At 71.8% G+C, this 23,300-nt stretch carries 23 protein-coding genes, 5 tRNA genes and 2 pseudogenes; 11 read left to right on the top strand and 19 right to left on the bottom strand.

Annotation, left to right across the window (positions count from 1 at the left end):
- Positions 1 to 39: 39 nt before the first annotated feature.
- Positions 40 to 225, top strand: coding sequence for a 50S ribosomal protein L28 (gene rpmB / locus ACSU53_RS08395; protein WP_003993230.1), 186 nt, complete (start codon positions 40 to 42; stop codon positions 223 to 225).
- 172 nt (positions 226 to 397) lie between these two features.
- Here rpmB and thiD read toward each other — a convergent pair whose 3' ends face one another.
- Complete coding sequence (gene thiD / locus ACSU53_RS08400) at positions 398 to 1,207, bottom strand: bifunctional hydroxymethylpyrimidine kinase/phosphomethylpyrimidine kinase (protein ID WP_437026057.1); 810 nt, start codon at positions 1,205 to 1,207, stop codon at positions 398 to 400.
- Positions 1,204 to 2,169: a thiamine-phosphate kinase gene (locus tag ACSU53_RS08405; protein WP_362092224.1), complete on the bottom strand. Its 966-nt coding sequence runs from the start codon at positions 2,167 to 2,169 to the stop codon at positions 1,204 to 1,206. Before ACSU53_RS08405 ends, thiD begins: the two co-directional genes overlap by 4 nt.
- A 206-nt stretch (positions 2,170 to 2,375) precedes the next feature.
- Here ACSU53_RS08405 and ACSU53_RS08410 point away from each other — a divergent pair, with 206 nt between their 5' ends.
- Positions 2,376 to 2,609: an Lrp/AsnC ligand binding domain-containing protein gene (locus ACSU53_RS08410; RefSeq protein WP_437026059.1), complete on the top strand. Its 234-nt coding sequence runs from the start codon at positions 2,376 to 2,378 to the stop codon at positions 2,607 to 2,609.
- Between the two features lie 20 nt (positions 2,610 to 2,629).
- Positions 2,630 to 3,130 carry a DUF3515 domain-containing protein gene (locus ACSU53_RS08415; RefSeq protein WP_437026061.1) on the top strand — a complete coding sequence of 167 codons (501 nt, stop codon included), beginning with the start codon at positions 2,630 to 2,632 and terminating at the stop codon, positions 3,128 to 3,130.
- Between the two features lie 55 nt (positions 3,131 to 3,185).
- Here the strand turns inward: ACSU53_RS08415 and ACSU53_RS08420 are convergent, their stop codons facing one another.
- The 3 genes from ACSU53_RS08420 to ACSU53_RS08430 form a co-directional block, all read right to left on the bottom strand.
- Positions 3,186 to 4,343 carry a D-alanine--D-alanine ligase family protein gene (locus tag ACSU53_RS08420; RefSeq protein WP_437026064.1) on the bottom strand — a complete coding sequence of 386 codons (1,158 nt, stop codon included), beginning with the start codon at positions 4,341 to 4,343 and terminating at the stop codon, positions 3,186 to 3,188.
- A 93-nt stretch (positions 4,344 to 4,436) separates the two neighbouring features.
- Positions 4,437 to 5,447, bottom strand: coding sequence for an NAD(P)H-dependent glycerol-3-phosphate dehydrogenase (locus tag ACSU53_RS08425; RefSeq protein WP_437026065.1), 1,011 nt, complete (start codon positions 5,445 to 5,447; stop codon positions 4,437 to 4,439).
- Positions 5,444 to 6,316: a lysophospholipid acyltransferase family protein gene (locus ACSU53_RS08430; protein ID WP_437026068.1), complete on the bottom strand. Its 873-nt coding sequence runs from the start codon at positions 6,314 to 6,316 to the stop codon at positions 5,444 to 5,446. The genes ACSU53_RS08425 and ACSU53_RS08430 overlap by 4 nt, the downstream gene beginning before the upstream one ends.
- A gap of 157 nt (positions 6,317 to 6,473) precedes the next feature.
- Between ACSU53_RS08430 and cofC the strand changes: the two genes are divergently transcribed.
- Together cofC and ACSU53_RS08440 are read left to right on the top strand one after the other, a co-directional pair.
- Positions 6,474 to 7,112: a 2-phospho-L-lactate guanylyltransferase gene (gene cofC, locus ACSU53_RS08435; protein ID WP_437026071.1), complete on the top strand. Its 639-nt coding sequence runs from the start codon at positions 6,474 to 6,476 to the stop codon at positions 7,110 to 7,112.
- Between the two features lie 10 nt (positions 7,113 to 7,122).
- Positions 7,123 to 7,326, top strand: a complete 204-nt coding sequence (locus tag ACSU53_RS08440; RefSeq protein WP_437026072.1) for a hypothetical protein — start codon at positions 7,123 to 7,125, stop codon at positions 7,324 to 7,326.
- Between the two features lie 100 nt (positions 7,327 to 7,426).
- On the opposite strand, the gene ACSU53_RS08445 is transcribed toward ACSU53_RS08440, so the two are convergent.
- The 4 genes from ACSU53_RS08445 to leuC all read right to left on the bottom strand — a co-directional run bounded on the left by ACSU53_RS08445 (position 7,427) and on the right by leuC (position 10,743).
- Positions 7,427 to 8,071 (bottom strand): HU family DNA-binding protein, encoded by a 645-nt coding sequence (locus tag ACSU53_RS08445; protein ID WP_437026074.1) that lies wholly within the window; start codon positions 8,069 to 8,071, stop codon positions 7,427 to 7,429.
- Between the two features lie 136 nt (positions 8,072 to 8,207).
- Entirely contained in the window at positions 8,208 to 8,438 is a 231-nt protein-coding gene (locus ACSU53_RS08450; RefSeq protein ID WP_437026077.1) for a hypothetical protein, read from the bottom strand.
- 274 nt (positions 8,439 to 8,712) lie between these two features.
- Positions 8,713 to 9,306 (bottom strand): 3-isopropylmalate dehydratase small subunit, encoded by a 594-nt coding sequence (gene leuD, locus ACSU53_RS08455; protein WP_437026078.1) that lies wholly within the window; start codon positions 9,304 to 9,306, stop codon positions 8,713 to 8,715.
- 6 nt (positions 9,307 to 9,312) lie between these two features.
- Positions 9,313 to 10,743: a 3-isopropylmalate dehydratase large subunit gene (leuC, locus tag ACSU53_RS08460; RefSeq protein ID WP_437026080.1), complete on the bottom strand. Its 1,431-nt coding sequence runs from the start codon at positions 10,741 to 10,743 to the stop codon at positions 9,313 to 9,315.
- A 215-nt stretch (positions 10,744 to 10,958) separates the two neighbouring features.
- Between leuC and ndgR the strand changes: the two genes are divergently transcribed.
- A complete protein-coding gene (gene ndgR / locus ACSU53_RS08465; protein ID WP_362092190.1) occupies positions 10,959 to 11,672 on the top strand; it encodes an IclR family transcriptional regulator NdgR in 714 nt (237 codons plus the stop codon).
- Between the two features lie 71 nt (positions 11,673 to 11,743).
- Here the strand turns inward: ndgR and ACSU53_RS08470 are convergent.
- Positions 11,744 to 12,358 (bottom strand): annotated as a pseudogene (locus ACSU53_RS08470) (DUF4188 domain-containing protein).
- An 83-nt stretch (positions 12,359 to 12,441) separates the two neighbouring features.
- On the opposite strand from ACSU53_RS08470, the pseudogene ACSU53_RS08475 reads away from it, so the two are divergent.
- Positions 12,442 to 13,094, top strand: a pseudogene (locus ACSU53_RS08475) (MerR family transcriptional regulator).
- Positions 13,095 to 13,144: 50 nt separating this feature from the next.
- Here ACSU53_RS08475 and ACSU53_RS08480 read toward each other — a convergent pair.
- The 9 genes from ACSU53_RS08480 to ACSU53_RS08520 all read right to left on the bottom strand — a co-directional run bounded on the left by ACSU53_RS08480 (position 13,145) and on the right by ACSU53_RS08520 (position 17,203).
- Positions 13,145 to 13,217 (bottom strand) — tRNA-Glu (locus ACSU53_RS08480).
- Between the two features lie 27 nt (positions 13,218 to 13,244).
- A tRNA-Gln gene (locus tag ACSU53_RS08485) sits at positions 13,245 to 13,316 on the bottom strand.
- Positions 13,317 to 13,337: 21 nt separating this feature from the next.
- A tRNA-Glu gene (locus tag ACSU53_RS08490) sits at positions 13,338 to 13,410 on the bottom strand.
- Positions 13,411 to 13,497: 87 nt separating this feature from the next.
- Positions 13,498 to 13,570, bottom strand: a tRNA-Glu gene (locus ACSU53_RS08495).
- Between the two features lie 38 nt (positions 13,571 to 13,608).
- Positions 13,609 to 13,680 (bottom strand) — tRNA-Gln (locus tag ACSU53_RS08500).
- A gap of 90 nt (positions 13,681 to 13,770) precedes the next feature.
- A complete protein-coding gene (locus tag ACSU53_RS08505) occupies positions 13,771 to 14,505 on the bottom strand; it encodes an HAD family hydrolase (protein WP_437026082.1) in 735 nt (244 codons plus the stop codon).
- A 106-nt stretch (positions 14,506 to 14,611) separates the two neighbouring features.
- Entirely contained in the window at positions 14,612 to 16,096 is a 1,485-nt protein-coding gene (gltX, locus tag ACSU53_RS08510) for a glutamate--tRNA ligase (protein ID WP_437026084.1), read from the bottom strand.
- Positions 16,089 to 16,874: a fumarylacetoacetate hydrolase family protein gene (locus tag ACSU53_RS08515; protein ID WP_437026087.1), complete on the bottom strand. Its 786-nt coding sequence runs from the start codon at positions 16,872 to 16,874 to the stop codon at positions 16,089 to 16,091. The genes gltX and ACSU53_RS08515 overlap by 8 nt, the downstream gene beginning before the upstream one ends.
- A gap of 140 nt (positions 16,875 to 17,014) precedes the next feature.
- Positions 17,015 to 17,203 carry a hypothetical protein gene (locus ACSU53_RS08520; RefSeq protein ID WP_362092608.1) on the bottom strand — a complete coding sequence of 63 codons (189 nt, stop codon included), beginning with the start codon at positions 17,201 to 17,203 and terminating at the stop codon, positions 17,015 to 17,017.
- A gap of 604 nt (positions 17,204 to 17,807) precedes the next feature.
- On the opposite strand from ACSU53_RS08520, the gene ACSU53_RS08525 reads away from it, so the two are divergent.
- The 4 genes from ACSU53_RS08525 to ACSU53_RS08540 all read left to right on the top strand — a co-directional run bounded on the left by ACSU53_RS08525 (position 17,808) and on the right by ACSU53_RS08540 (position 22,993).
- Positions 17,808 to 21,491: a nitrate- and nitrite sensing domain-containing protein gene (locus tag ACSU53_RS08525; RefSeq protein WP_437026089.1), complete on the top strand. Its 3,684-nt coding sequence runs from the start codon at positions 17,808 to 17,810 to the stop codon at positions 21,489 to 21,491.
- A gap of 9 nt (positions 21,492 to 21,500) precedes the next feature.
- Positions 21,501 to 21,914 carry a roadblock/LC7 domain-containing protein gene (locus tag ACSU53_RS08530; RefSeq protein ID WP_004983056.1) on the top strand — a complete coding sequence of 138 codons (414 nt, stop codon included), beginning with the start codon at positions 21,501 to 21,503 and terminating at the stop codon, positions 21,912 to 21,914.
- A gap of 112 nt (positions 21,915 to 22,026) precedes the next feature.
- On the top strand, positions 22,027 to 22,422 hold the full coding sequence (locus ACSU53_RS08535) for a DUF742 domain-containing protein (RefSeq protein WP_159535968.1): 396 nt from the start codon (positions 22,027 to 22,029) through the stop codon (positions 22,420 to 22,422).
- Complete coding sequence (locus tag ACSU53_RS08540) at positions 22,403 to 22,993, top strand: GTP-binding protein (protein ID WP_362092176.1); 591 nt, start codon at positions 22,403 to 22,405, stop codon at positions 22,991 to 22,993. Before ACSU53_RS08535 ends, ACSU53_RS08540 begins: the two co-directional genes overlap by 20 nt.
- Positions 22,994 to 23,300: the final 307 nt, after the last annotated feature.

Genomic DNA, 23,300 nt, shown 5'->3' on the forward strand with positions numbered 1-23,300 from the left:
GATCAACCGTAAGTGCATCTGAAGTCTTTGGAGTGACCCGTGGCTGCCAACTGCGACGTCTGCGGCAAGGGGCCGGGCTTCGGCAACAACATCTCGCACTCGCACCGCCGTACGTCCCGTCGCTGGAACCCGAACATCCAGCGTGTGCGTACCGTGGTCGGCGGGACGCCGAAGCGCGTGAACGCCTGCACCTCGTGCATCAAGGCCGGCAAGGTCTCGCGCTGACGCTTCCGCTGAGCGCGTGGCCACACCCGGTTTCGCCGCACTGAGCCGGTCCACCGACAGGTGGGCCGGCTTTTTGCCGTGCCGTCACGGGGGGCCGCGCGGGGCCACCGGACGGTGAGCGTCACGGCCACCGTCCGGCCCGCCCGTCGCTCCCTTCCGGTGCCGCCGGTGTTCAGCGGCCCCGCTGCCGGAAGCCCCAGGCGTGGTCCACGGGACCGATGCCGCCGCCCAGGGCGAACCCGGCGGCGAGCGCCCCGGTGACGTACGCCTTCGCGGCGGCCACCGCCTCCGGCACCGTCCGGCCCTTGGCCAGCTCCGACGCGATGGCCGAGGCCAGGGTGCACCCGGTGCCGTGGGTGTGCCGGTTGTCGTGGCGCGGGGCGCGCAGCCAGTGCTCCTCGGAGCCGTCGGTCAGCAGGTCGACGGCCTCGCCCGCGAGGTGGCCGCCCTTGATCACGACCCAGCGCGGGCCGAACTCCAGCACCGCGTCGGCCGCCCGCCGCATCTCCTCCTCCGCGCGGACGCGGACTCCGGTGAGCTGCTCCACCTCGTCGAGGTTGGGAGTGGCGACGGTCGCGGCGGGCAGCAGCTTGGTGCGCACCGAGTCCAGCGCGGAGGCGGCCAGCAGCGCGTCCCCGTGCTTGGAGACCCCCACCGGGTCCACGACCGCGGGCACGCCGGTGCCGGCGATCAGGTCCGCCACCGTCTCCACGAGGTCCGCCGAGGCGAGCATGCCGGTCTTGACCGCCTGCACGCCGATGTCGTCCACCACGCTGCGGTACTGGGCCCGCACCGCCTCCACCGGCAGCTCCCAGGCGCCCTGCACGCCGAGGGAGTTCTGCGCGGTCACCGCGGTGAGCACGCTCATGCCGTGCACGCCCAGCGCCAGCATCGTCTTCAGGTCCGCCTGGATGCCCGCCCCGCCGCCGGAGTCGGACCCGGCCACGGTGAGCACCCGGGGCGGTGCGGCCGCCGCGCTCATGACTCGATGTCCCCGAAGTGGTCCCAGCCGCCCTTGCTGGTCCAGGGCGCCCCGTCGACGGTCACCTGGGGCAGCGCCGAGGGGTTGAGCACCTCGCCGATCACCTTCCAGCGGGCGGGCAGCTTCACGTCCGGCGGGAAGGTCGCCACGATGGCATGGTCCTCTCCCCCGGTCAGCACCCACTGCATCGGGTCGACGCCGACGGCCTGGCCGATGTCGTTCATCTGGGAGGGGATGTCGACGGCGCCGGAGCGGATGTCGATGCGCACCTTGCTGGCCTCGGCGATGTGCCCGAGGTCGGCGATCAGGCCGTCGCTCACGTCGCACATCGCGGTGGCGCCCAGGCCGGCCGCCGCCGGGCCCGCGTGGTAGGGCGGTTCGGGCCGGCGGTGCGCCTCCACGAAGGCGCGCGGGGAGCGGAAGCCGCGGGACAGCACCGCGTGTCCGGCGGCGGACCAGCCGAGCCAGCCGGTCACCGCGACGAGGTCACCGGGCTGGGCCCCGCCCCGGGTCACCGGCTCCTGGTTGCGCAGGTCGCCGAGTGCGGTGATCGACACCATGATCTGGTCGCCGCGCACGACGTCGCCGCCGACCACGGCGGCCCCCGCGACCTGGCACTCGTCGCGCAGGCCGTCCATCAGCTCGCTGGGCCAGGTGACCGGCAGTTCCGACGGGACGACGAGGCCGAGCAGCAGCGCGGTCGGCACGGCACCCATGGCGGCGATGTCCGCGAGGTTCTGGGCCGCGGCCTTGCGGCCGACGTCGTAGGCGGTGGACCAGTCCCGGCGGAAGTGGCGGCCCTCCAGCAGGATGTCGGTGCTGGCCACGACCCTGCGGTCGGGTGCGGCGACCACGGCGGCGTCATCGCCGGGGCCGACCCGGACCGCCGGGGTGGTGGTGAGACGGGAGGTGAGCTCCCTGATGAGCCCGAACTCCCCGAGCTCACCAACAGTGCCCTTCATTGCCCTTGCTCCCCTTCTGTCCCTGTCCGTTCCCGGTCGCGAGTCCTCTGTGCGCTCGCTACGGTCGAGGTGACCGTCAACTTCTCTCCTGCCGGACCCCCGGCGCGCAAGGCCCGGTCCCCGCAGATCTCCCCGCGGCGAGCGGCGACGCGATACCGTGGCGTTCCTTTTCCCCACATGATCCTCGTGGCCGCTGTGGAGGTTCCGTGGTACAGGCGTACATCCTGATCCAGACGGAGGTCGGCAAGGCGTCGACCGTCGCCGATCTGATCGGCAGGATTTCCGGGGTCATCCAGGCCGAGGACGTGACCGGACCGTACGACGTGATCGTGCGCGCCCAGGCGGACACCGTCGACGACCTGGGCCGCATGGTGGTCGCCAAGGTTCAGCAGGTGGACGGCATCACCCGCACCCTGACCTGCCCGGTCGTCCATCTGTAGCCCCCGTCTACCCTGGGCCGGTGAACTCTTTCCGTCACCGGCTCGCCGTGCTGCCCGCGTTCGCCGCGCTGCTCTCCGTCGCGGGCTGCTCCCCGGCGGGCGACGACGCCGTGGTCGCGGTTCCCAGCCCGGACGCGAAGGTCGCCGAACACTGCCGGAACCTGGACGACGCCCTGCCGGACGTGGTGGACGGCGAGAAGCGCGACGATCCCGAACCCGCGTCCGAACTGACCGCGGGCTGGGGCGGCGTGGCGATCATACTGCGGTGCGGTGTGCCCCGGCCGCCGAAGATGAGCGACCCCAGGGTGGCGAGCGGTCACGACCCGGACGCGGTCGCGGGCGGGGTGGAGGGCGTCGACTGGCTGATGGAGCGGGAGGACGGGGACACGCACCGGTTCACGACCGCCCTCCGCGAGGCGTACGTGGAGGTGCGGGTGAGCGAGGGGCGGGACGGCACGGGCGTGCTGGTCGACCTGGCCCCGGCCGTGAAGAAGGCGATCCCCGAAGGGATCGCCCCCTGAACACCGGGCCGGGCACCGGCGGTCGCCGCGGGCCGGGCGGCCCGCCGCGCGCGGGTCAGCGCAGGCCGGTCGAGCGGCGCAGCGCGGCCTGCACCAGGCGGTCCACCAGCTCCGCGTAACCGACGCCGGTGGCCTGCCACATCTGCGGGTACATGGAGATGGGCGTGAAGCCGGGCATGGTGTTGATCTCGTTGATCACGAACTCGCCGTCCTCGGTGAGGAAGAAGTCCGCGCGCACCAGCCCCTCGCAGGAGGCCGCGTCGAACGCCTCGACGGCGAGCCGGCGCACCTCGGCGGTCTGCTCGTCGGTCAGCGGGGCGGGCACGAGGCCGGGCGTGGAGTCGATGTACTTGGCCTCGAAGTCGTAGTAGGCGTGCGCGTCGGGCGGCGGGATCTCGGCGGGCACCGAGGCACGCGGGCCGTCCTCGAACTCCAGCACGCCGCACTCGATCTCGCGGCCGTGCAGCGCGGCCTCCACGAGGATCTTCGGGTCGTGCAGCTGCGCCTCGGCGATCGCCTCGTCCAGACCGGCGAGGCCGTCGACCTTGGTGATGCCGATGGACGAGCCCGCGCGGGCGGGCTTCACGAACACCGGCCAGCCGTGCTCGGCGGCGAAGTCGACGATCTTCCGGCGGGCGGCCGGTTCGTCGCGTTCCCACTCGCGCGGCCGGATCACCACGTACGGGCCGACCTTGAGGCCGAACGAGGCGAACACCCGCTTCATGTACTCCTTGTCCTGGCCGACGGCCGAGGCGAGCACCCCGGAGCCCACGTAGGGGACGCCGGAGAGCTCCAGGAGGCCCTGCAGGGTGCCGTCCTCCCCGTAGGGGCCGTGGAGCACCGGGAAGACCACGTCGACCTCACCGAGGGCCTTGGGCACCGACCCGGGTTCGCTGTAGACGACTTCGCGGTTCGCCGGGTCGACGGGGAGCACCACACCGCCGTCGGCGGACTCCGCGAGCTGGTCCACGCTGGGCTGCCTGCGGTCCACGATGGCCATGCGTTCGGGCTCGTCGGCGGTGAGGGCCCAGCGGCCGTCCCGGGTGATGCCGATCGGCAGGACGTCGTACTTGGTCCGGTCGATGGCCTTGAGGACGGCGCCCGCGGTGACCACGGAGATCCCGTGTTCGGAGCTGCGCCCGCCGAACACGACGGCCACGCGCGGCTTGCGCGGCGGCTGCTCGGGGCTCTGGGGGAGGTTCTCGGTGCTCATATCGCGACGAGACTACCCGTTGCCGGTGCCCCGACACAGCGCCCGCAACGCCGCGGAAACGGCGGTTCCCCCGGCCGCCGGGCCGGCCGTCGCTCAGCGTCGTTCGGGCTTCGCGCTGCGCGACATCAGCTCCTTGAGGGCCACCACCGGCGGCTTGCCCTCGTGCACGATGCCGACGACCGTCTCGGTGAGCGGCATGTCGACGTCGTGGCGGCGGGCCAGATCCAGCACCGACTCGCAGGACTTGACGCCCTCGGCGGTCTGCTTGGTGACCGCGATGGTCTCCTGCAGGGTCATGCCCTTGCCGAGGTTGGTGCCGAAGGTGTGGTTGCGCGACAGCGGGGAGGAGCAGGTCGCCACCAGGTCGCCCAGGCCCGCCAGCCCGGAGAAGGTCAGCGGGTCGGCGCCCAGGGCGACGCCGAGCCGGGTGGTCTCGGCGAGCCCGCGGGTGATGAGCGAGCCCTTGGCGTTGTCGCCGAGCCCCATGCCGTCCGCGATGCCGACGGCCAGCCCGATCACGTTCTTCACCGCGCCGCCCAGCTCGCAGCCGATGACGTCGGTGTTGGTGTACGGGCGGAAGTACGGGGTGTGGCACGCGGTCTGGAGCCGTCGCGCGACGTGCTCGTCGGCGCAGGCGACGACGGCCGCGGCGGGCATGCGGGCGGCGATCTCGCGGGCCAGGTTGGGCCCGGTGACGACGGCGACGCGGTCGGCGCCGACCCGGGCGACGTCCTCGATGACCTCGCTCATCCGCATGGCGGAGCCGAGTTCGACACCCTTCATCAGCGACACCAGGACCGTGTCGGCCGCGAGCAGCGGCGTCCAGTCGGCGAGGTTGCCGCGCAGGGTCTGCGACGGGACCGCGAGGACGGTGAAGTCGGCGTCCTTGGCGGCCTCGGCGGCGTCCGTGGTGGCCCGCAGGTTCCGCGGGAGTTCCACGCCCGGCAGGTAGTCGGGGTTGGTACGGGTTGAGTTGACCGCCTCCGCGAGTTCGGGGCGCCGGCCCCACAGCACGACGTCGCAGCCCGCGTCGGCGAGGACCATGCCGAACGCGGTGCCCCAGGATCCGGTGCCGAACACCGCGGCCTTGACCGGCTTGCTCACGAGCCCAGCCCTTCCTCGCGCGCGGCGGCGCCGCCGTCCGGCGCGGTCGGTTCGGCCGCCGCCGGCTCCCCGTCCGCCGGCTCCCCGGTCGTCCGGTCCCGTCCCGTCGGGCGCCCCTTGGTCTGCGTCTGCCTCTGCGCCCGGGTCCTGCGGCGCTGTTCGACGCGTTCGCGGCGCGGGTCGTAGGGGGTCCCGGGGGCCTTCTCGCCCCGGATCTCCTCCAACTGGCGGGTGATGGCGGCCATGATCGCCTCGGTCGCCTCCTTGAGCAGCTCCGGGGTCATCTCCCGGTCGTAGAAGCGGTCCAGGTCCACCGGCGGACCGGCCAGGACGCGGTGGGTCTTGCGGGGCAGCAGCCGGGGCTTCCTGGAGTACGGCGGCAGGATCTCGTTGGCTCCCCACTGGGCGACCGGGATGACCGGGCACTTGGTCTGCAGGGCCACGCGGGCGGCACCGGTCTTGCCGGTCATCGGCCAGCCGTCGGGGTCACGGGTGAGGGTGCCCTCGGGGTAGAAGGCGACGCACTCGCCCCGTTCCACGGCGTCGATGGCGGCCCGGAAGGCGCTGAGGGCGTCCGTGCTCTCGCGGTACACCGGGATCTGCCCGGTACCGCGCATCGCGGCGCCGACGAATCCCTTCTTGAAAAGCCCGCTCTTCGCGAGGAATCGCGGAACGCGTCCGGTGTTGTACTGGAAATGCGCGTAGGCGAAGGGATCGATGTGCGAATTGTGGTTCACCGCGGTGATAAATCCACCCTCGGCCGGAATGTTCTCCATTCCGCGCCAGTCGCGCTTGATCAGTACCACCAGCGGCGGTTTGCAGATCACCGCGGCGAAGCGGTACCAGAAGCCGATTCTGCGGCGCGGCACAAGGACACCTTCCTCTAGGGCCTGGTCCGGGGGCCAGGCGGGCCGCACAAGTGTCGCCCCGGGCCGCCGGTCTGTCGAGAACACGGTACGCCCCGGCGGGCCCGGTGCCGGGTGTGCCGGGGGACAATGAGCGGGACAAGAGAGGGACGTAACACTCGTGCAGTGGACCTTGGTGGTACCCCTGAAGCCGCTGGCGCAGGCCAAGAGCAGGCTCTCGGACGCCGCGGACGACGGGCTGCGCCCCCATCTCGCCCTCGCCTTCGCCCAGGACACGGTGGCGGCCGCGCTGGCGTGCCCGGCGGTGCGGGGTGTGGTGGTCGTCACGGACGACGGTCCGGCGGGACGCGCCCTGGCCGCGCTGGGCGCGGGGGTCGTCCCCGACGAGCCGCGCGACGGCCTGAACGCGGCCCTGGCGCACGGCGCGGACGTGGTCCGGGCCCGCCGGCCCGCCGCCGCGGTGGCCGCGCTCAACGCCGACCTGCCGGCCCTGCGCCCGCAGGAGCTGTCCCGGGTCCTCGATGCCGCCTCCGCCTTTCCGCGGGCCTTCCTCAGCGATGCGGCGGGCCGTGGCACCACCCTGCTGTCGGCCGCCCCCGGGCAGGAACTGCTGCCCTGCTTCGGTATCGGCTCCCGGGCCCGGCACCGGGCGTCGGGGGCGGTGGAACTCCGGCCCGGCGGGGTGGATTCCGTGCGGCAGGACGTGGACACCGGCGCGGATCTGCGGGCCGCCCTGGCGCTCGGGGTGGGGCCCCGCACGGCCGCGGCCGCCGCGCGCCTGTCGATGTCCGGGCAGTAGGCTGCCCGGCATGCAGGCGACGGCGTACACCTACGACCCGGAGAGCCGCAGCGGCCAGGTGCTGCTGGACGACGGCACACCGGTGCCCTTCGACGCCCCGGCGTTCGACGCGGGGGGTCTGCGGCTGCTGCGGCCCGGGCAGCGGGTGCGCATCGAGACGGAGGGCGAGGGCGAGGCCCGGCGGATCACGCTGGTGACCCTGTACACCTTCTGATCACCGGCCCCCGGGAGCCCTTCGGCGGTGCCCGGACACGCCGCGGGCCGGACTCCCCGATCGGAGTCCGGCCCGGCGCGTGAGTGCCGCCCGCCCGGGGCTACTTCTTGCGGGCGGTGGTCTTCTTGGCGGTGGTCTTGCGCGCGGTCGACTTCTTGGCGGGTGCCTTCTTGGCCGTGGCCTTCTTCGCCGGGGCCTTCTGGGCGGCCGTCTTCTTCGCCGCGGTGGTCTTGGCGGTGGTCGCCGTCTTCTTGGCGGGTGCCTTCTTCGCCGTGGTCTTCTTCGCGGCGGCGGTCTTGGTGGCGGTGGACTTCTTCGCCGCCGTCTTGCGGGCCGTGGTGGTCTTCGCGGCGCCCGTGGCCTTCTTGGCGGCGGCCTTCTTGCCCGCGGCCTTGGAGATCGTGGGGGGCGGACCGGACAGGCTGCCCTTGGGGGCCTTCTTGACGGCGATGTCGTTCTTCGGGAGCTTCTTGGACCCGCTGACCAGGTCCTTGAAACCCTGGCCCGCCCGGAAACGCGGAACGGAGGTCTTCTTGACCCGAACCCGCTCGCCCGTCTGGGGGTTGCGGGCGTAGCGGGCCGGACGGTCGACCTTCTCGAACGAGCCGAAGCCGGTGACCGAGACCCGGTCTCCCGCCACCACGGCGCGGACGATGGCGTCCAGTACCGCGTCGACAGCGTCGGCGGCCTGCTGCCGGCCGCCCATCTTGTCGGCAATCGCTTCTACGAGCTGCGCCTTGTTCACGTCTTCCCCTTCGGAGACATCGCCGGAACGAATCTGTTCAAGCGTTTTCGCACGTTAGGCAGATATATACCGCAAATCAAACACGAAACGGGCTTATCACCCTTGTGCCGCAACGAACTCGGTTGTCTCGGCTGGCTCAGCGTTCCTCTTCGGGGAATCGCCCCTCGTCGAGGTCCTCGATGAACCGCTCCAGACGCCTTGCCGCAGTGGCGAGATCGTGCTTGGCCACGGCCGTAATGACCAGCAGCTTCCGGGTCAGCGCCATCCGTACGCCCTCCGGGACTTGCAGTGCGCGCACCCCTGCATGCGCTTCCTTGAGCCGGACCGCGACCGCCGCGTAGAGCTCGAGTTGGCCGTCGTGTTCCATGCACAGATTGTGCCATCTGGGGCGAGTTGTCGCCCCCGCAGGGGGCAACTGCCGCCTCTGACGGCCGTGCGGGCGCGGGCGGAGGTCACGGGCACATGACACGTGTACCCAGGCAACAACCGCCATAACGTGGGAAGTTGTGAGCCCCCTCGGTCGCGCCCGGCCCCGGATGGGGGCAGAAACGGCCGTACCCCCGATCGGTGGGATCGGGGGTACGGACGGGCGTTTCGGTGGCCGAAAGTCGACCTGCCGCGAGGACTTCGCGGCCCGGCGGTCAGGCCGTGAGCGTCCGCGGCTTGAACGAGGGGCGCCGCTGCTCGTACGCGGCGATGTCCGCCTCGTTCCGCAGCGTGATGGAGATGTCGTCCAGGCCGTTCAGCAGCCGCCAGCGGGAGTTCTCGTCGAGCTCGAAGGCGGCGGTGATGCCCTCGGCCCGCACCTCGCGGGACTCCAGGTCGACGGTGATCTCCGCGGTCGGGTCGGCCTCCGTCAGCTCCCACAGCGCGTCCACGGTCTTCTGGTCGAGGACCACGGTGAGCAGGCCGTTCTTCAGCGAGTTGCCGCGGAAGATGTCGGCGAAGCGGGAGGAGATCACGGCCTTGAAGCCGTAGTTCTGCAGCGCCCAGACGGCGTGCTCGCGCGAGGAGCCGGTGCCGAAGTCGGGGCCCGCGACGAGCACCGTGGCGCCCTGCCGCTCGGGGCGGTTGAGCACGAACTCCGGGTCCTTGCGCCAGGCCTCGAACAGCCCGTCCTCGAACCCGTCCCGGGTCACCTTCTTGAGCCAGTGGGCGGGGATGATCTGGTCGGTGTCGACGTTGCTGCGGCGCAGCGGGACGGCCCGGCCGGTGTGGGTGGTGAATGCTTCCATGACTGATCAGACTCCAGCGGGCGTACGGGCGTCGGCGTCGGCGAGGTCGGCCGGGGAGGCCAGGTGGCCGAGGACCGCGGTGGCCGCGGCGACCTGCGGGGACACCAGGTGGGTGCGGCCCCCCTTGCCCTGCCGGCCCTCGAAGTTGCGGTTGGAGGTGGAGGCGGAGCGCTCACCGGGGGCGAGCTGGTCGGGGTTCATGCCCAGGCACATGGAACAGCCCGCGTGCCGCCACTCGGCCCCGGCCTCCTTGAAGACCACGTCCAGGCCCTCGGAGACGGCCTGCAGACCGACCCGCGCCGAGCCGGGGACGACCAGCATGCGGACGCCGTCGGCGACTTTGCGGCCCTTGACGATCTCGGCGGCGGCGCGCAGGTCCTCGATGCGGCCGTTGGTGCAGGAACCTACGAAGACGGTGTCCACACCGATGGAGCGCAGCGGCTGCCCGGCCTCCAACCCCATGTACTCCAGGGCCTTCTCGGCGGCGAGCCGCTCCGAGGCGTCCTCGTACGATGCCGGGTCGGGGACCGACGCCGAAAGCGGCGCGCCCTGGCCCGGGTTGGTGCCCCAGGTGACGAACGGGGACAGCTCGGCGGCCTCGATGACGACCTCGGCGTCGAACTCGGCGTCGTCGTCGGACCTCAGCGTCTTCCAGTACGCGACGGCCGCGTCCCAGTCCTCGCCCTCGGGGGCGTGCGGACGGCCCTCCAGGTAGGCGAAGGTGGTCTCGTCGGGGGCGATCATGCCGGCCCGGGCGCCGGCCTCGATCGACATGTTGCAGATGGTCATCCGGGCTTCCATCGACAGCTTCTCGATGGCCTCGCCGCGGTACTCAAGGACGTACCCCTGGCCGCCGCCCGTGCCGATCTTCGCGATGATCGCCAGGATCAGGTCCTTGGCGGTGACGCCGTCGGGCAGTTCGCCGTTGACGGTGATCGCCATGGTCTTGGGGCGGGCCATCGGCAGCGTCTGGGTGGCCAGCACGTGCTCGACCTGGGAGGTGCCGATGCCGAAGGCCAGGCCGCCGAAGGCGCCGTGGGTGGAGGTGTGCGAGTCGCCGCAGACGACGGTCATGCCGGGCTGGGTCAGCCCCAGCTGCGGGCCGACCACGTGCACCACGCCCTGCTCGACGTCGCCCAGCGGGTGCAGCCGGACGCCGAAGTCGGCGCAGTTCCTGCGCAGCGTCTCGAGCTGGACCCGGGAGACCGGGTCGGCGATCGGCTTGTCGATGTCCAGGGTGGGGGTGTTGTGGTCCTCGGTGGCGATGGTGAGGTCGGTGCGGCGCACCCGGCGGCCGCTCTTGCGGAGACCGTCGAAGGCCTGCGGGCTGGTCACCTCGTGCAGCAGGTGCAGATCGATGAAGAGGAGGTCGGGCTCGCCCTCGGCGCGCCGGACGACGTGGTCGTCCCAGACCTTCTCCGCGAGTGTCCTACCCATCGCTTTCCCTCCGGCCGGCACGCACACGGCGCCGGCCCAACTAGAGATCTGTGCGGAGGCGGGGCGCCCGTGTCCCCTGGCACCCGGGCGTCCGCCACCAGGCCCTGGTGTCCACGCTCGGGTGCACGGGCCGCGTTGCTTCCGTGTTTCAAGAGTGGCGGGTTCCACGGAAAATTGAACTTGCGTTTCACAGAGTGAGACGCAAGTATCGTTTCATGGACAACAGTAGCGGCGTCGGCGTTCTGGACAAGGCAGCCCTGGTCCTGAGCGCCCTGGAGTCCGGCCCGGCCACCCTCGCGGGACTGGTCGGGGCGACCGGACTGGCACGACCCACGGCCCACCGCCTGGCCGTGGCGCTGGAGCACCACCGTCTGGTGGCGCGCGACATGCAGGGCCGGTTCATCCTCGGCCCGCGCCTGGCCGAACTGGCCGCGGCGGCCGGTGAGGACCGCCTGCTCGCCACGGCGGGCCCGGTGCTCACCCACCTGCGGGACGTCACCGGCGAGAGCGCCCAGCTCTACCGCCGCCAGGGCGACATGCGCATCTGCGTCGCCGCGGCGGAGCGCCTGTCCGGGCTCAGGGACACGGTGCCGGTGGGTTCCACGCTGACGATGAAGGCCGGTTCCTCGGCGCAGATCCTGCTCGCCTGGGAGGAGCCGGAGCGGCTGCACCGCGGCCTGCAGGGCGCCCGCTTCACGGCGACGGCCCTGTCGGGCGTGCGGCGCCGCGGCTGGGCCCAGTCGATCGGCGAGCGGGAGCCCGGTGTTGCGTCCGTCTCCGCCCCGGTGCGGGGGCCGTCCAACCGCGTGGTCGCCGCGGTCTCCGTCTCCGGCCCGATCGAGCGCCTGACCCGGCACCCGGGGCGCATGCACGCGCAGGCCGTGATCGACGCCGCCGGCCGCCTCTCCGAGGCGCTGCGCCGCTCCTGACCCTTCCCGACCCGTTCCTCCGACCGTCGGGACGGGCCCGCCTCAACGCCGCGGCGGGCCCTCCCCCGGCGTCACGCGCCGCCGGCCGCAGCCGGCGGCGCGCTCCTTTCGCCCCGCTCCCCCTGTCCCCCCTCTGTCCCCCTGTCCCCCTGTCCCCCTGTCCCTCCGGGATGCCCCGCGTCCGTCGCTCCGGACCGGTACGCGAACCGGTCCTTCGCCCGCCGGCCGCGCCGTTCCAGCGGCACCTGCCCGTGCGCGGCGGCGCGTCCGAAGGCCGGCATGTCGGCGCAGACCGACTCGTAGGACCCCTCGGGCACCACGTACGTCTCGTGCCACAGCCCCACGAGTCCGCGCACCTTCCCCGCCCGTCCCGTGCGGTTGATGAGCATCTACGCCGTGTGGTGGGCCGTGCCCGGGGCGTGCGCGTAGGCGTAGAGCTTCTCCCGGGACTCCCGGTACTGGACGACGTAGTACGTCCGCGGCGAGGCGGTGAGCAGCACGTGGCCGAGGAGTCCGCGCTCCGGCTGCCGGCCCGGCTCCCGCAGCATGCAGGGCATGGCGAGGAGCACCGGCAGCCAGTGGTGCACCGCCCGGAAGCGGTTGATCCGCATGCCGATCAGGAGGACGACGACCTCCCCCTCGGCCGCCGCGGTGGTGCGTCCGGCGACGGCGTGCCTGCGCGCCACGGTGCGTCCCCCCGGTCCCTAGGCTGGGTGGGCGGCGCTGCCCACCCTTGGATAGTTCCGCTGTCCCAAGGAGGGCGCACAACGTGCGGCTGGCCGAACTGAGCGAACGCAGCGGGGTGTCCACCGCGACGATCAAGTACTACCTGCGGGAAGGGCTGCTGCCCCCGGGTCACCGGGTCACCGGGTCACCGCGACCACGGCCGAGTACGACGAGGAGCACCTGCGTCGGCTGCGGCTGGTGCGGGCCCTGATCCAGGTCGGTGGCGTCCCGGTGGCGACGGCGCGCGAGGTGCTGGGGCACGTCGACGACGACTCCCTGGGCCGGACCGTCCGCCTGGGCGCGGCCCTGTGGGCGCTGCCGCAGGATCCCGGGCCGGACGAGGACGATCCGAGCGTGGTCTCGGCGCGCGCGGAGGTGGACCGGCTGCTGTCCTCGCTCGGCTGGGAGACGGCGCGGGAGCCGGCTGCGCTGTCGCCGGTGCACCGTTCGCTGGTGGCCGCGGTGGCGGCGCTGCACCGGCTCGGCCACTCCTTCGACGCCGAACTGATGCGGCCGTACGGGGAGTTGATGCATCAGGTGGCCCGCAGGCAGCTCGACCACATGGAGACGCTCGCCTCCCGGACGGAGCAGGTGGAGCTGGCGGTGGCGTCCGCGATGCTCTTCGAACCGGTGCTGCGGGCGCTGCACCGGCTGGCCCAGGAGGAGGAGTCGGCCCGGCGGTACGGGATCGAGTGAGCCGGAACACGCGAAAGCCCCCCACCGAGGTGGAGGGCTTTCGTCTCGCGTACCCCCGACCGGATTCGAACCGGCGCTACCGCCTTGAGAGGGCGGCGTGCTAGGCCGCTACACAACGGGGGCGTGGATCACGCGTTGCCGCGGATCCTGCTGGTCTACCTGGACTCGAACCAAGACTAACTGAACCAGAATCAGTCGTGCTGCCAATTACACCATAGACCAATGATGGTTTAGACCAGTCAGTACCCCCGACCGGATTCGAACCGGCGCTACCGCCTTGAGAGGGCGGCGTGCTAGGCCGCTACACAACGGGGGCCTTGGCGATCCTCACCCGGCGGCAGCCGGGTGTTGTCACCGTGACGACAGCGGGAGCGACCCTGACTGCCTTCGCGGGATGGATCTGTACCCCCGACCGGATTCGAACCGGCGCTACTGCCTTGAGAGGGCAGCGTGCTAGGCCGCTACACAACGGGGGCTTGCGGATGTGATCCGCGGTGCAGATGAGCTCTGCGAGCTGGCCTACCTGGACTCGAACCAAGACTAACTGAACCAGAATCAGTCGTGCTGCCAATTACACCATAGGCCACTGGAACGCAAGCCCCGGAGGGGATCTTGTTCTAGCTGTGCGCCCGGGGTTCCGGCTCGGTGACCGGCGCCCCTCGGCGCAGGAAGAACATTACCCGAAGGAGGACGGGGCTCCAAAACGAGTATCCGCGCCGCCGAGGACGGCGGGGAGTTCGGCCAGGGAGGCGATGCGGCGCGGGCCTGCGGGCGGTTCCACGCTCGCCCGGGTACCGGAGCGGTCGATCCACACCGACAGCAGTCCGGCGTCCGCGGCCCCGCGTCCGTCGATCTCCGGGTGGTCGCCGACGTACGCCACCTGCCGCGGGGGCAGCTCCAGCGCCTCGCACGCCGCCAGGAAGGCGCCGGGCTCGGGCTTGGAGACACCCAGCTCGGCGGCGCACAGGATCGCCTCGAAGCGGTCGTGCACGCCCAGCACGCGCAGCTTGCGGTCCTGGACGTGGAGGCTGGAGTTGGAGAGCACCGCGTGACGGTGGCTGTCGGCCAGGGCGTCCAGGACGGGCAGCACGTCCGGAAAGAGGCTCCAGGCGGATTCGTAGTGGCCCACGTAGCGCTGGAACCAGGCGTCGGCCTCGTCGTCGGTCAGGTCCTCCCCCAGGAACACCCGGGTGCGGTCGCGCCGCTGTGTGACGAAATCCACCTCGCCGGCGGCGAAGCGCGCCCACTGGGCCTCGGTGATCTCCCGCCAGCGCACGAGGGCCGCCTCGGCCGACCCGTACCCGGCCAGCAGCCCTTCGGCCGCCAGGTGGACGCGCATGCCCTCACGGTCGGCGGTGGTGTAGTCGAAGAGTGTGTCGTCCACGTCCCAGACGACGGCCCGGATCCCCATGCCACCAGCCTAGGGGCGCGTGCGGGGACGGGGGGCGCGTGCGGGGACGGCACGGGGGCGGCGGCCGTCACGGCCGCCGCCCCCGGTCGGTGCGCTTGCGGAAGGGTTACGCGGCGAGCTTCGCCAGCGCCGCGTCGATCCTGGCCAGGGCCGTCTCCCGGCCCAGGACCTCCAGGGACTCGAAGAGCGGCAGGCCGACCGTGCGGCCGGTGACCGCGACGCGGACCGGGGCCTGCGCCTTGCCGAGCTTGAGGCCGTGGGCCTCGCCGGCGGCCAGGACGGCCTCCTTCAGGGACTCCGCGGAGGACCAGTCGGCCGCCTCCAGCTTCTCCCGGGCGGTGCGCAGCAGGGCGTCGGAGCCCTCCTTCATCGCCTTGTTCCAGGACGCCTCGTCGAAGACCGGCTCCGGCAGGAACAGGAAGTCGACGTTGTCGGTGATCTCGGAGAGCACCTTCAGGCGGGTCTGCGCGTGCGGGGCGACGGCCTGCCACTTGGCCTCGTCGAAGTCCTCGGGGGCCCAGGGGGCGTGCGGGGCCTTCAGCCACGGGCGGCAGCGCTCGGCGAAGTCCTTCACGTCGAGCATCCGGATGTGGTCGGCGTTGATCGCCTCGCACTTCTTGAGGTCGAAGCGGGCCGGGTTGGGCTGCACGTCGGTGACGTCGAAGGCCGCGACCATCTCCTCGACCGAGAAGACGTCCCGGTCGGCGGAGAGCGACCAGCCGAGCAGGGAGAGGTAGTTGAGCAGGCCCTCGGGGAGGAAGCCGCGCTCGCGGTAGAGGTTGAGCGAGGACTGCGGGTCGCGCTTGGAGAGCTTCTTGTTGCCCTCGCCCATCACGTACGGCAGGTGGCCGAAGGCCGGGGTCTCCTTGGCGATGCCCAGTTCCGTCAGCGCCTTGTAGAGGGCGATCTGGCGGGGGGTGGAGGAGAGCAGGTCCTCGCCGCGCAGGACGTGGGTGATCTCCATCAGGGCGTCGTCGACCGGGTTGACCAGGGTGTACAGCGGGGCGCCGTTGGCGCGCACGATGCCGTAGTCCGGGACGTTCTCCGGGAGGTAGGTGATCTCGCCGCGGACCAGGTCGGTGAAGGTGATCGCCTCGTCCGGCATCCGGAAGCGGACGATCGGCTCGCGGCCCTGGGCCCGGTACTCCTCGACCTGCGCGCCGGTCAGCTCGCGGCAGTGGCCGTCGTAGCCGGAGGGCTTGCCGGCGGCGCGGGCGGCCTCGCGGCGGGTGTCCAGCTCCTGCTGGGAGCAGTAGCAGTGGTAGGCGTGCCCGGCGTCCAGCAGCTTCGCGGCGACGTCCCGGTAGACGTCCATGCGCTCGGACTGGCGGTACGGGGCGTGCGGGCCGCCGACCTCGGGGCCCTCGTCCCAGTCGAAGCCCAGCCAGCGCATCGCGTCGAGCAGCTGGGCGTAGGACTCCTCGGAGTCGCGGGCCGCGTCGGTGTCCTCGATGCGGAAGACCAGGGTGCCGCCGTGGTGCTTGGCGAACGCCCAGTTGAACAGGGCGGTGCGGACCAGGCCCACGTGGGGGTTGCCGGTGGGCGACGGACAGAAACGGACGCGGACGGGTGAGGCGGGTGCGCTAGCCACGCTTGACAACCTTGTTGGTGAGAGTGCCGATGCCTTCGATGGTGACGGCGACTTCGTCGCCGACGTTGAGGGGGCCGACGCCGGCCGGGGTGCCCGTGAGGATCACGTCACCCGGCAGCAGGGTCATGGCCTCGGAGATGTTGACGACCAGGTCCTCGATGGAGTGGATCATCTCGCTGGTGCGGCCGAGCTGGCGCTGGGCGCCGTCGACGGTCAGCTGGATGGTCAGGTCGCCCGCGGCGGCGAGGTCCAGGCCGGTCTCCACCCAGGGGCCCAGCGGGCAGGAGGTGTCGAAGCCCTTGGCGCGGGCCCACTGCTTCTCGCGCCGCTGCACGTCGCGGGCGGTGACGTCGTTGGCGCAGGTGAAGCCGAAGACGACGTCCTTGACGCGTTCGCGCGGGACCTCGCGGCACATGCGCCCGATCACCACGGCCAGCTCGGCCTCGTGGTGCAGTTCCTGGGAGAAGGAGGGGTACTGGATCTCGTCGCCCGAGCCGATCACCGAGGTCGCGGGCTTGAAGAAGGCGAAGGGGGCGTCGGGGACCTCGTTGCCCATCTCTTTCGCGTGCTCGGCGTAGTTGCGGCCGAAGGCCACGACCTTGTTGGGCAGCACCGGGGGGAGCAGCCTGACCTTGCTCAGCGGGACCCTGGTGCCGGAGAGCTCGAAGTCCGCGAACGGGATGCCCTTGATGATGTTCAGGACGAGTTCGTCCTGCTGGTCGCCCTCGACCGCACCGAAGGCGACGTTCCCGTCGATGGAAAATCTGGCGATGCGCACGGGATGCCTGTCCCCTTGACTGAGCCGGCTGGAGTCTGACGCTCCAGGCTAACGCGGCGGGGTGCCGGGGCCGGACGCACGAGCGCCGGGCGCCCCGCTGAACGGGGGGCACCCGGCGCGCGTACTGACCGGTGTCGGTGTCAGTGCGCGGCGGCGGCCGCGACCGGGATCTCCATGAGGACGGTGCGCTTGGGGTTGGCAGTCCGGGCCGGGAGTTCGACGGCGTGTTCCTGCTGGGCCGGCGTCTGCAGGTCGTCGGCGCCGTCGAGGTGGGCCAGCGTCGTGCGTCGCGGGTTGGCGATCTTGTGGAACATCGTCGTCGTCTTCACTGTTTACTGGACCCTGTTCTGCTCGAGGGCGTCCGCCGGGTCCGAAGGGTCCCGGTTCGGGCGCGGGTTGACGGTTTTGCCATCCCTGTAAAGCGTCAGGCTAAACATTCGATTCCCCGCCGATGCCGCCGGGAGGGGATGATCCATGTGTGAGTTTCCTCACGACCAGAGGGACATTCCAGCCAATCCGGACCGCCGGTTTCCGCCGCCGAAACGGACAATCGGCACCTGAAGCGACCATTCCGCTCCCGATCATGGCGACTGGGACACCCGGCCCTCCCGTACGACTCGCGGGACTTCGTCCGTTCCGTCCCGAATGCTGGTCCACGACTGGTGATACCACCCTCACGGGGTGTCACGTATGTCACGGCTCGGTCCACGGGCCTTGTTGGAGATCCTGCACTGTGCTGGAATTCCTCGGACCGCCGCAGGATCGAGCCGGCGCACAGGGGGCGCACCGACGCGCCGAGTGGCGGCGAGATGGGGGAACCCGCGCCGGTCACTCACGACCACCACGGGGGCGTATTCAGGGCGCCCCTATGACGCCGACACCGTGCCCAGCCGTTCACGCGGAGGGGTGCCTGGTCCAGAGGTTGCGACGCTAGTGCAGGGACGTTTCAAGAGGGATGGCAGCGCTTCGGCGGAGCCGGAGCCGCACGGCGGGACTGGCCCCATGCCAGGCAGCTCCTCGCCCCAGCACGCCCAGATTCCGGGCCGGCCCGTGGCCGGCGACGGCGGCGACCGCCCCGGCACGTCCGGGTCCGACGGACCGGCGGGCCCGCCCCCGGCACGGCCGCCGAAGGGTCCCACGGGTCCCGGGCCGCGAATAGCCCTGCGCAACTGGCGCATCTCCACCCGACTGGTGTCGCTGCTCGCGCTCCCGGTGGTCGCGGCCACCTCGCTGGGCGCCCTGCGTATCGACCAGTCCATGGACGACATCCAGCAGCTCGACAACATGAAGCTGCTGACGGACATGACCAAGCAGGCCACCGAGCTGGCCGCCCAGCTCCAGGACGAGCGCGACCAGTCCGCCGGCCCGCTGGCGCACGGCGCCAAGCCCTCCGACTTCACCGTGAAGGGCACCCGGGAGAAGACCGACCGGGCCATGCGGAACTTCCTGGACAGTTCCGAGCGGATCGACACCACCGAGGACGGCAACCTCAGCGGCGTCCGCGAGAGCCTGGTGCAGATCGTCGCCCAGCTCGGCAACCTCAACAAGACGCGCAGCTCGGCCTACTCCCAGGAGCGCAACGCCACCCAGACCGTCGAGGCGTACCACCGTCTGATCGAGAACCTGGTCGACCTCTCCCAGGACATGGCGGAGGCGACCAGCAACCCGGAGATGATCCAGCGCACCCGCGCGCTCGCGTCCTTCTCCGCGGCCAAGGAGTACGCCTCGGTCCAGCGCGCGATCCTCGCGGCGGCGCTGCCGGCCAGCAACACCACCTTCGGTGATCTCTCCGAGAACGACCGGCTCTACGGCGAGTCGGCGCAGGAGAGCGAGGGGATCGAGCTCGACTCCTTCAAGGCGGTCTACGGCGAGGCCGACGCGGTGGAGCTGCTCCTGCCCATCACCGAGGGCAACAGCACCATCCAGGCCACCGACAAGTACGCCACCCGCGCCCTCAGCAGCCGCGACGGCCTGAAGTCGATGAACAAGCGGTCCTACCGGGACTGGCTCGACGACAGCGGCACCAAGCTCCAGCAGATGAAGAACATCGAGCACACGCTGCTCGAGGAGATGGAGCAGAAGGCCCGCGAGCTGCGCAGCGCCACCGAGCGCGACGCGATCATCTCCGGTCTGCTGATCCTGCTGGTGCTCGGCGTCTCCCTGGTCGGCGCCTTCGTCGTGGCCCGCTCCATGATCCGCTCGCTGCGGCGCCTGGAGGACACCGCGACCAAGGTCGCCCAGGAACGCCTGCCCGAGCTGGTCAAGCAGCTGTCCGAGTCCGACCCGCAGGACGTCGACACGTCCGTGGAGTCGGTCGGCGTGCACTCCCGGGACGAGATCGGCCGCGTGGCCGCGGCCTTCGACGACGTGCACCGCGAGGCGGTCCGCCTCGCCGCCGAGCAGGCCCTGCTGCGGGGCAACGTCAACGCGATGTTCACCAACCTCTCGCGCCGCTCCCAGGGTCTGATCCAGCGCCAGCTGTCGCTGATCTCCGAGCTGGAGTCCCGCGAGGCCGACCCGGACCAGCTGTCCTCGCTGTTCAAGCTGGACCACCTCGCCACCCGCATGCGCCGGAACGGTGAGAACCTCCTGGTGCTCGCGGGTGAGGAGCCGGGCCGCCGGTGGACGCGCCCCGTCCCGCTGGTCGACGTGCTCCGTGCCGCCGCCTCCGAGGTGGAGCAGTACGAGCGCATCGAACTGTCCTCGGTGCCGACCACCGAGGTGGCCGGCCGGGTCGTCAACGACCTCGTGCACCTGCTCGCCGAGCTGCTGGAGAACGCGACCTCGTTCTCCTCCCCGCAGACCAAGGTCAAGGTCACCGGTCACGCGCTGCCCGACGGCCGCGTGCTGATCGAGATCCACGACACCGGTATCGGCCTGTCCCCCGAGGACCTGGCGGCGATCAACGAGCGGCTCGCCTCGCCGCCCACCGTGGACGTCTCCGTCTCCCGCCGCATGGGTCTGTTCGTGGTCGGCCGCCTGTCCCAGCGGCACGGCATCCGCATCCAGCTCCGCCCGTCCGACTCCGGCGGTACGACCGCGCTGGTCATGCTGCCCGTCGACGTCGCCCAGGGCGGCAGGAAGCCGCAGGGCAAGCCGGGCCAGCCGGGTCAGGGCGGTCCCGCCGCCGCACAGGCCGCGGCCGGTGCCGCCGCCGCCCGGCGCTCCGCCGGGGCCGGCCAGGGCGGTGGCCCCGCGCTCGGTGCCGGTGCGCCCGGTGGCGGCCGGCTCGGCGCCGGCCAGGCTCCGCGGGCCGCGCTGCCCCCACGGGACGGCGGCGGACGGCCCGGTGCTCCGGGCGCCCCGCGCGGACCCCAGGGCCAGCCGGCCTCCTCCGGACCGTCGCTGTTCGAGCAGGGCGGTGCGCCCTCCGCTTCGCAGGGCCGTCCCGCGCCGGCGGGCGCCGGCTTCGGCGGCCAGGCTCCGGGCGCCCCGCAGGGGCTGCAGGCCGCGGGCCCGGGCGGGGCCCAGGGCCAGGACGCCTTCGGCGGCCGGGCGCCGGTTCCGCCGCAGCGCGGCAAGGACAACGCCGACCGGGGCCGTCGTCCGCAGCTGCCGCCGCGCGGTGGCGCGCGGGCCGAGCTGCCGGGCGGCGAGCCGCAGCAGCAGCGGGTGCCGAGCTGGAGCGACGAGAACGCCCAGCCGCCGGTGCCCCCGCGTCCGGCGCACGACGCGCCGCGCGGTCACGACGAGCCGGACGTCACGCGCACGGCCGCCATGCCGCGCATCGACGCCCCCGGCACGGACCCGCAGCAGACCGGCCAGTTCGCCCGGCCCGGCAGCAACGGCGGCCGGCCCGCCGACCCGTTCGACCAGCCCGGCGCGGACCGCGGCCAGAGCGGCGACCCGTACGTCCGCGGTGACGTCTTCGGTGCCCCGGCCGACCAGCAGCAGCACCTGCAGGACCCGGCGCAGACGGGGCAGTTCCCGGCCCCGCAGGGCTACGGCAACGCCCCGGCCGGTCAGTTCCCGGCGCCCGGCCAGGGCGGCGGCGACACCGGACGGCACGCGCTGCCGGGGCGGCCGGGTGCCGCGGACCCGGCGGCCACCGGCCAGTTCGAGCGTCCGCAGATGAACGGCACGCACGGAGCCGGCTTCGACGCCCCGCGTCCGCCGGCGCCGCAGCAGCGGCCGGTCCGCGAGCCGGAGGCGCTGCCCCCGGCGACCGGTCCCGGTGACGGACGCACCCCGCTGTACGACACCCTGGAGACCAACTGGTTCCGCGGTGGCGGCCGGCAGCAGTCGGAGCAGGGCGCGGGCCCGGCTCCGGCCGCCGCGCAGCAGCAGCCGCAGGGGCCCACCGGCCCCCAGCGGTCCGACACGGCCTCCTGGCGCAGCTCGCCCAACGACGAGCTGGTCCGGCAGGCGGAGCGGGTCCGGCAGCCGGCCGCGGGGGGCGTCACCACCTCCGGCCTGCCGCGCCGGGTACCCCGGGCGAACCTCGTCCCGGGCACGGCTCAGCAGCAGTCGCACCAGAGCGGTCCGCAGGTCTCCCGCGCACCGGACGACGTGCGCGGCCGGCTGACCAATCTTCGTCGGGGTATCGCGCAGGGACGTCAGGCCGGGTCCACCCAGACCGGCAGCTTCCCGCGGCCCACTCACCAGCAGGAGCGTTAGTTGAGCCAGATGAGCCAGGCGGCACAGAACCTCAACTGGTTGATCACCAACTTCGTGGACAACACCCCCGGGGTGTCCCACACCGTCGTCGTGTCCGCCGACGGACTCCTGCTGGCACTCTCCGAGGGCTTTCCGCGCGACCGCGCGGACCAGCTCGCGGCCGTCGCCTCGGGACTGACCTCCCTGACGGCCGGTGCCTCCCGGATCTTCGAAGGCGGCAACGTGGCCCAGACGGTCGTCGAGATGGAGCGAGGATTCCTCTTCCTCATGTCCGTCTCGGACGGCTCGTCCCTGGCCGTCCTGGCGCACCCCGAGTGCGACATCGGCCTCGTCGGCTACGAAATGGCGCTGCTGGTCGACCGCGCGGGTGCGGTTCTGACCCCGGACCTGCGCGCCGAACTACAGGGAAGTCTGCTCCACTGATCGGCCCCGGCACCACCCGTCTCACCAAATCACCGTCCGGCCGCCACATTCCCCCCACCGGCCCTGTTCAGACGGCTTGACCGACCGACTTGCTGTCCCGCCCGGAGGATTCATGACCCCGCCCACCGCCTCTCATGATCCGTACGCGGAGCCGTACGAGGACGAGGGCGACCAGCCGCTGGTACGTCCGTATGCGATGACCGGCGGCCGGACCAGGCCGCGCTATCAGCTGGCCATCGAGGCACTGATCAGTACGACGGCCGACCCGGCAGCGCTCATGGGACTCCTTCCGGAGCACCAGCGGATCTGCCACCTGTGCCGAGAGGTGAAGTCCGTCGCCGAGGTGTCGGCGCTGCTGAACATGCCGTTGGGGGTCGCCCGGATCCTGGTGGCGGACCTCGCGGAGGCGGGGCTGGTCGCCATCCACCAGCCGGGCGGCGACGAGACGACCGGCGCCCCGGACGTGACACTGCTCGAAAGGGTGCTCAGTGGACTTCGCAAGCTCTAGTGGCGGGGCGGTCTCCGAGAGCCGTTCCACGACCTCCGCGAAGATCGTGGTGGCGGGTGGCTTCGGCGTGGGCAAGACCACGTTCGTCGGCGCCGTCTCGGAGATCAATCCGCTGCGCACGGAGGCCGTCATGACGTCCGCCTCGGCGGGCATCGACGACCTGACCCACACCGGGGACAAGACCACCACCACGGTGGCCATGGACTTCGGCCGTATCACGCTCGACCAGGACCTGATCCTGTACCTGTTCGGCACGCCCGGCCAGGACCGGTTCTGGTTCATGTGGGACGACCTGGTGCGCGGCGCCATCGGCGCGGTCGTCCTCGTCGACACGAGGCGGCTCGCCGACTGCTTCCCCGCCGTCGACTACTTCGAGAACAGCGGACTGCCGTTCGTCGTCGCCCTCAACGGCTTCGACGGGCAGCAGCCCTACCAGCCGGAGGAGGTGCGCGAGGCGCTGCAGATCGGGCCCGACACCCCGATCATCACCACCGACGCCCGCCACCGCTCGGACGCCAAGAGCGCCTTGATCACTCTGGTGGAACACGCCCTGATGGCCCGCCTGAGGTAGATCAAACAGCAAGATCCATACGGCAGTTGCCGTATCAGCACCGGAGCCGGCCGTGTCCTTCGACACCGCCGGCCCCGGTGTTCATAACGTTTCGGCAGAGGAATCGGGGGAGGTCGATACGCGACGCGTTCGGCCGGTACCACTGTGCGCACGAACGCCCTTCCTTTTGACGGGGCTCGCTCTCTATGACCGTTTTATCTGGGGTTTACATCACTCCGTTTCCCTGCGGCCGACTGTTTGGAAGAGCGCAGGTCGGCATGCTGGAATGCCTGAACTGCCCAGTAGTCAAAGACGTACCCAGTAGTCG

Origin of the sequence: Streptomyces sp. enrichment culture (genome assembly GCF_964273255.1) — a bacterium.
GTDB lineage: Bacteria > Actinomycetota > Actinomycetes > Streptomycetales > Streptomycetaceae > Streptomyces.

Bases quoted from the DNA above. Each gene is read 5' to 3' on its own strand.
- thiD (WP_437026057.1), bottom strand. From the start codon at position 1,207: ATGAGCGCGGCGGCCGCACCGCCCCGGGTGCTCACCGTGGCCGGGTCC.
- ndgR (WP_362092190.1), top strand. From the start codon at position 10,959: ATGGACAACAGTAGCGGCGTCGGCGTTCTGGACAAGGCAGCCCTGGTC.
- ACSU53_RS08405 (WP_362092224.1), bottom strand. From the start codon at position 2,169: ATGAAGGGCACTGTTGGTGAGCTCGGGGAGTTCGGGCTCATCAGGGAG.
- ACSU53_RS08440 (WP_437026072.1), top strand. From the start codon at position 7,123: ATGCAGGCGACGGCGTACACCTACGACCCGGAGAGCCGCAGCGGCCAG.
- ACSU53_RS08450 (WP_437026077.1), bottom strand. From the start codon at position 8,438: ATGGAACACGACGGCCAACTCGAGCTCTACGCGGCGGTCGCGGTCCGG.
- leuD (WP_437026078.1), bottom strand. From the start codon at position 9,306: ATGGAAGCATTCACCACCCACACCGGCCGGGCCGTCCCGCTGCGCCGC.
- ACSU53_RS08530 (WP_004983056.1), top strand. From the start codon at position 21,501: ATGAGCCAGGCGGCACAGAACCTCAACTGGTTGATCACCAACTTCGTG.
- ACSU53_RS08535 (WP_159535968.1), top strand. From the start codon at position 22,027: ATGACCCCGCCCACCGCCTCTCATGATCCGTACGCGGAGCCGTACGAG.
- ACSU53_RS08420 (WP_437026064.1), bottom strand. From the start codon at position 4,343: ATGAGCACCGAGAACCTCCCCCAGAGCCCCGAGCAGCCGCCGCGCAAG.
- leuC (WP_437026080.1), bottom strand. From the start codon at position 10,743: ATGGGTAGGACACTCGCGGAGAAGGTCTGGGACGACCACGTCGTCCGG.
- ACSU53_RS08505 (WP_437026082.1), bottom strand. From the start codon at position 14,505: ATGGGGATCCGGGCCGTCGTCTGGGACGTGGACGACACACTCTTCGAC.